Here is a 1,053-nt window from a genome sequence, read left to right on the forward strand (position 1 = left end):
GGCGTTGTTGCAGAACTCTCGCCATGAAGGATTCACATTACGAATCCATGCAGTTAGACGGGCGGCATGAGCAAGCCCGAGCCCGCCCGCTACCGCACCACCAACTGGTCTGACTACAACTCTGCGCTGCGCAAGCGCGGGGCGCTGCTGATCTGGCTGGACAAGGCGATGGCTTGGCACGCGCCGCATGAGGGCCGTCCGGGGCACCCGCCGGTCTTCTCGAACGCGGCGATCCAGTTCTGCCTGTCGATCAAGGTGCTGTTCAAGCTGCCTCTCAGGCAGACAGCCGGAATGGTCGCGAGCCTCCTGCGGCTCGCAGGGCTTGATTGGCCGGTTCCGGACTATTCGACGCTATGCCGCCGCCAGAAGACCCTGAAGGTGCAGATCCCGTATCGCCGTGCCGACGGGCCGCTGAACCTGCTGGTGGACAGCACCGGCATCAAGTTCCTCGGCGATGGCGAGTGGCAGGCCCGCAAGCATGGTGTTCAGGGACGGCGCCAATGGCGTAAGGTCCATCTGGCCATGGACACAGCCACATCCGACATCCGTGCTGTCGAGTTTACCCCCAGCCGAGAAGGCGACAGCCCTGTCCTGCCGGACCTTCTGGGCCAGATCCCCGAAGACGAAGACATCGGCACAGTGACCGCGGACGGCGCCTACGATACCCGCCGCTGCCACAGCGCCATCATCGCACGCGGAGGCACGGCGATCATCCCGATCCGGAAGAACGGCCGACCGTGGAAAGAGAATTGCCCGGCTGCCAAGGCACGCAACGAAACCCTGCGCGCCACGCGCCACTACGGCAGGGCATTCTGGAAGCGGTGGGCAGGATACCACGCCCGCAGTCGCGCCGAAGCCAAGATGCGCTGCCTCAAGTCCTTCGGCGAGCGCATCGCTGCAAGAGACCCAGACCGCCAGACCGCCGAAATCCACATCCGTGTCGCACTCATGAATCGCTTCAATGCCCTCGGCACCGCAGAGATCGTTCGCGTGGCATGAACCTGAAGGGGAAAGGGGACCTCACGTCTCAGGCTGCCTTTCTGCAACAATGCC

General features: G+C 63.9%; 1 protein-coding gene. It reads left to right on the forward strand.

All coding sequences use genetic code 11. From position 1 onward, the window contains the following. Nucleotides 1-66: 66 nt before the first annotated feature. Nucleotides 67-999, forward strand: a complete 933-nt coding sequence (locus LCM15_RS22720; RefSeq protein ID WP_224860091.1) for an IS5 family transposase — start codon at nt 67-69, stop codon at nt 997-999. Nucleotides 1,000-1,053 lie beyond the last annotated feature (54 nt).

Origin of the sequence: Salipiger bermudensis, assembly GCF_020171625.1 — a bacterium.
GTDB classification, from domain to species: domain Bacteria; phylum Pseudomonadota; class Alphaproteobacteria; order Rhodobacterales; family Rhodobacteraceae; genus Salipiger; species Salipiger bermudensis_B.

Bases quoted from the DNA above. Each gene is read 5' to 3' on its own strand.
- LCM15_RS22720 (WP_224860091.1), top strand. From the start codon at position 67: ATGAGCAAGCCCGAGCCCGCCCGCTACCGCACCACCAACTGGTCTGAC.